The organism is Candidatus Cloacimonadota bacterium (assembly GCA_011372345.1).
In the GTDB taxonomy this organism is placed as follows: Bacteria; Cloacimonadota; Cloacimonadia; order Cloacimonadales; family TCS61; genus DRTC01.
On the sequence record DRTC01000175.1, the window covers coordinates 1 to 5,584 of the forward strand.

General features: G+C 34.6%; 3 protein-coding genes. All 3 read right to left on the reverse strand.

Features of this window, described 5'->3' with window-relative positions; all coding sequences use genetic code 11:
* Positions 1–318: alanine racemase (locus tag ENL20_03375; protein HHE37598.1), on the reverse strand; the 318-nt coding region annotated here is incomplete at its 3' end.
* 33 nt (positions 319–351) lie between these two features.
* A complete protein-coding gene (locus ENL20_03380) occupies positions 352–2,643 on the reverse strand; it encodes a T9SS type A sorting domain-containing protein (GenBank protein HHE37599.1) in 2,292 nt (763 codons plus the stop codon).
* 136 nt (positions 2,644–2,779) lie between these two features.
* Positions 2,780–5,584: T9SS type A sorting domain-containing protein (locus ENL20_03385; protein HHE37600.1), on the reverse strand; the 2,805-nt coding region annotated here is incomplete at its 5' end.

Below are 5,584 nucleotides of genomic sequence, written 5' to 3' on the forward strand. Positions count from 1 at the left end.
AACAATTAAAATATGCAAATATATTTTTGCAGCTAATTCATTGATCTTATCCATTTCCAACAAATTGAAAGGAAAAGCAATCGTAATATCTTTCCAACCATTTTCTGCAAAATATTCCGCCATTCCGACCGAAGAAACTGTTATGGATTTAACTCCGAAATCTCTGAACCAATTTCCGATTATTGAGGATTGATGTGTCTTGAAATGCGGTCTGAATTTAAGATTGTTTTTTTTGCCTTTTTCAACCATGAATTTAATGTTGTTCAGGCATTTTTGTTTGTCGAGGATTAAGGTTGGTCTGGTAATTTTTAGATTCATAATTTACTTAACTAATATTTATCCTTCGTAGTTTTAACGGAGTAGAAGCATCTTCTCATAAGCTCTCTCTTCTCCATCTATAGTTAATCTATAAAAGTAAGTACCGGAAGATACTTTCTGATCAGTCTCATCTTTTCCGCTCCAATTTAAATTAAACTTTCCCGGAGAAGTATAAGCATCCATCAAAGTTTTGACTTTCTGACCTTTGATATTAAAGATCTCGACCACTGCTTGACCTGATTCTTTTAGACTAAAAGAAATAGTTGTTCCTGCTTTATTAGATTTTGTTCCAAACGGATTCGGAAAATTCTTTAATCCAATTCTTTCATTATTAATTATTAATTCTTCATTAACATCCATTCCATGCCATTCATAAGCTCCGATATCGATCGTTTCTCCGTAAATGCGAGGATTTCCAGCAAGGTCGTAGGCGGGTAGACTCAATCCGGTTGTATCCGGAGTTCCGGCATCGATGCAGGGAGATAATTCATTTAATGCGAAAGGATAGTCTCCGTCATTTAACCAGAGAGGGTCTGTATCTAGATTGGGAGTTAACCATTCGAGGATACTTGTCTCATCATACAATACAATTTCTCCTTCACCGGTTTGAACTAAAGAGTTCGTCATTGTTACATTACAATTCTCTCCAATACTCAATTCTCTTCCCCAATTATTATATAAGATCGTATTATAAAAATCAGCATTTGAATTTGAGGAGATAGAAACTGTTCCTCCTGAACTTTCATGCGTTATATTATCCCCGATTGAAGAATTTATAATAGTTGCATTGAAATAATCTGTGATCCATAAACCGGAAATACTGCCGTATCCTCCTACAACCAAATTAGTATAATTATCCCTGATCTCAACATTATTGAAAACAGCGTTATATTCTCCTTCACCGGATGAATGACCGCTGATAGTAATAGCTCCACCGTTTCCCCATTCGCCTGGCTGACCAGCAGGATAATTATGAACAAAACGGCAGTTCTCCATATAAATATCAATATGCAAACTTGGATTCTCCCAAAAGACAGGTATAATTCCCATAGCTCTCAAACTCGATGTATTAAGTATATCGACATTCTTAAAAGTATAAGAGCCATCAAAACTGCGAAATACTTCGTTAGATACGATATCATTGCTGTCACAATCTTTAACGATAATATCTTCTAAAAAAACTTTGTAATATGAAGAACCAAGAGAAAAAAAACTTGCTCCGAAAAAAAAACTTTTTCCATTCCTAAAAGTGAATTTCTTTAATGTTACATTTTTATTCAATTCAGTAGCGCTATGTTTGATCAAAGGTGTTTGATTTTCAGCATCCAAAATGGTAGTATATTTATTTTCTCCTTCAATCGTTACATAGTTTTTGACATTCATCGGAAATTTTTGTTCATTTAGAGAAGGAGAAAAAATACCTTCTGCAAGATGGATTATATGTGGATTTAGGCTATCTGATTTTATAATTGTTTGTGCCCACGCTATAGTCTTCAGAGGTTCTTCCGCTGACAAACCGCTATTTGTATCTTCTCCTTCAGGTGATACATATAAATCACTATTAACTGGTTCGATCTTTCCATACTGAATTGATAATGGAGTTTGTTGTACGCGAACAATGTAAAAATTATCAGGTACAGCTACAGTAAATGTATCTACTATTATATCTACAGCATCCTGCCCTGCCAGATATAAGTCAGATCCCTGACATGCATAATTGCAGTATATGTCATTTAAGCATTCTTCATCAAAGATCAATCCATTTGTTGGATTACTGGTCTGAATTCCTCCTCCTCCTCCAGTTGCATAATTATAGAGAATTTTATTTCCGGATAAAAATACCTCTGAATCTCTAACTAATAATCCGCCACCACGGTAAGCTCTATTATCTTTTATGATGCATCTACTAATCTGTACATTCGAGTTACGCACATAAACTCCTCCTCCAACATCATCATCTGCATAATCTACAATTGCCCAGCCGTTTCGGATTGTAAAGCCGATAACCGCAGAATTTTCACAATTTCTCATTTCTACACAGTGAGTTACCTGGTTACCGTCGATTATTGTTTGAGAAATCAGGGAATCTTCTTCGGAAATTATGTAGGTTGAAGCAACTGTAATTGATTTTTCAAGGTAATCGATATTCTCATAATAGATGCCCGGGAATACTAAAATTGTATCGTTATTTGCAGATGTATCTATTCCTGTCTGGATCGTTTCAAAATCGCCGGAACCATCCTGTTTGATCTCGATTATTGTTGATTGTAACCACGAATTTGCACAAATTATCACGAATAAAAATATAATTATTTTTTTACTCATTAATCCTCTCAAGATAACTTTCCGAAACTTCTATCAATAGAAATTATTGAAGATAAGTTTCGGAAAGTTCATTGTAATCTTGGCGAAAGTCAAGTAACCAATATAGATCACAAAACCTTCGTAAAGATTTATGATACTATCTTAACAACAACATTTTCTTCTGGATAGATTTTTCACCGGAAGATAGCTGGTAAAGATAAATGCCGGAACTAACAGGTTTTTCAAATTTATTTGTTCCGTCCCAGGATAATTCATGTTCTCCTTTTCCTGCTTTACCGTTGTACAAAGTTTGTATTTTCTGACCTTTAATATTGTAAATCGATAATTCAATATTGCAATCTGATGGGATCGAGAAAGAGATATTCGTTACAGAACTGCGATTTTTTCCTAATGGATGGAAAGGATTTGGATAATTCTGATTTAACCTGAATTTATGCAAAGGAGTAACATCCTCATATTCTCCTGTTTCCAACCTGACAATAGACCATTCCTGTTGACCTGCGATTAATTCACGATATTCGAACAGTCCTTTAAATGGATTATAAACAGTGTAATCAGGAATTTCAACTGCTTCTCCTCTACCGGTTACAATCTGGAAACTTACAAAATTTCCTTCCCTGTTGAGTTCATCAGTATATGCCAAAATTTGCAGGGGAAACTCATCTACTCTTGTAGCACCCACACAAACATCATCTTCAAAAACTCCGATTTCTAGGATATTTTCTTCTCCTTCTATTTCCAGAATATCGATCACTTCATAATCTGCTTTTTCTTCATAAGTAAAGGATTCGGGTTTTTCCTTTTTTTCCTCTTCGACCGGATTGTTAGAATCATACCAACTAAAGCTGTTTACATCTTTTTTCATTTCCACAATATATGTTTTACCGTAAACGAGTGTTTTTCCCTCTGGTGAATTTGAATAAGGTTTTGGATCCAGCCCGGTTTCATCTCTTTCATTTTCAGGTACACCATAAAACCAATCTTCTCCTTTTACGGTTTTAACTAAATCGAAATCATCTCCAAAAGCATCTACAATATTCTGATGAACCGGAACATAATAACATAACCAGTATTTTTTTCCTGCTAGGAGATCATAATAATAACTTTCCAGTCTTTCTTCTCCAACATAGAAAATAAAATTATCAGTTCCGGGCTCAATATAGATCTTATAACCTTCATGACGGAATAACATATCTTCGAATCTGTAATCAATCCATGGAGGATTTTCATAAACATCATAATCGATAAAACTTTGTAAAGGTTCATTGTATTCATCAGGTCTAGCACCTTCAATGCGAAGGAAATTTGTAATGGTTCGATTCCCGTCTTCATCTCGTAAAAGAGCTGGATATCCTTCGTCTTCGTAAACAGCATTCTGGTATAAATCTCCGTTGTTGTCCTGGAGAGCGGAAAGACTTGGGAAAGAATCCCAGTTCCAGCCGGGTTCGAAATGTTTAATATCTCCCGGATGCAGGAAGGCATAGCGACCAATATCCTGTCTGCTGCCATCAGGATTGCATTCAACAGGATCTTCATCCCATTCAAATCCGTCTCCGTCGGAATCTGGATTACCTGCATCAATACAAGGACTTGTTGCTGATAACTGGCAGAAATCCAGTTCATCAGGATCATCAGAAATAAATTCAGGATCAAGATCATTCACATTACCATCATCTTCCGGGGGTGGTTCAAAACCTGCAATTGAACCATTAAAACAACAGTAGTTCACTTCTAATACATGACCCGTTGGATAAATGATATTTGTCCCATAATCCCAAAAAAAATTATTAAATGTTTTTCCATTAAAAATGCTTCCACCATAAAAATTTCCACAATCGATTGCGGTTGAGCCGTTAACATCCCCAGTATTGATGAATGTGTTATTCGCAAGACTAATAGATGAATGATTTAATACTCCCTTGGCAAATCCCTGTCGATTGTGGGTATGGATTACATTATAAAAAATGTTTGCAAATCCATAAGATCCATTGAAGTAAATTCCTACCTCCTGATTTTTTAATTCATTATACATTAGGTCAAGTGGATTCAGGTAGTAGTCCAAATAAATCCCATAATTATGTCTTGATATTAGATTATTTTGAATCATTGTATGCAGTAAAAACATTTGAGGAGATTGTCCTATATTTAATCCGTAAGTTTCATATTCATCAAAATATTGATTATTAACAATAGTATTATCAAGGATTTTGAAGTATTTTACATATTGAGCAAAAATACCATTACCACAATCTGTAATTGTATTCTCAAAAAAAGACGCTAGATAAGAAAGATTTCCTGATGGAATACCTACACATTTAATCGCCCAGGCTTCTTCATTTAAATCACACGATTTATCAAATAGGCAATTTGAGACAGTAATAGAATATTCTCCTTTATTAGCTTCATTACTGAAGAAAATTGATTTGAAGAAGTTTTGACTATTTTCGGGATTATTATCGTCTCTACTTCCGAAGCTGCAATTGCTAATTGAAACATTTCTACTGAAAATAACAATACCGGAATCTTCCTCTTCTCCTTCAGCTATGTCACCACTTCTAATTATAGAAAAGCCATAAATTGTTACTTTGTACGGAAACGGATCTCCGTTACCAGGTGCTTCATCATCTGTTTGAACCGTAATAGCGGTAGTTCCTGAACAAAGACCTGTATTTGAATCAATAATTGTATAGTCTTTTCCTTCTTTACTCTTTAAAACTAAAGTACAAGGTTCAATTGATAATACTTCATTAAATACAGTGATAATTGGTTCATCATTATCATCATAATCAGGAAATACCTCAATTGTGTAATACTCTTCTGAATCATTTATTTGTTGAATTGCACTTGCAATTGTATCATAATCATTTGGTTCTCCATTCTGGAGGTTTACGGTTAAATAAACAGATGCAAATATCCAGTTTATTGATATCATGAAAATTAC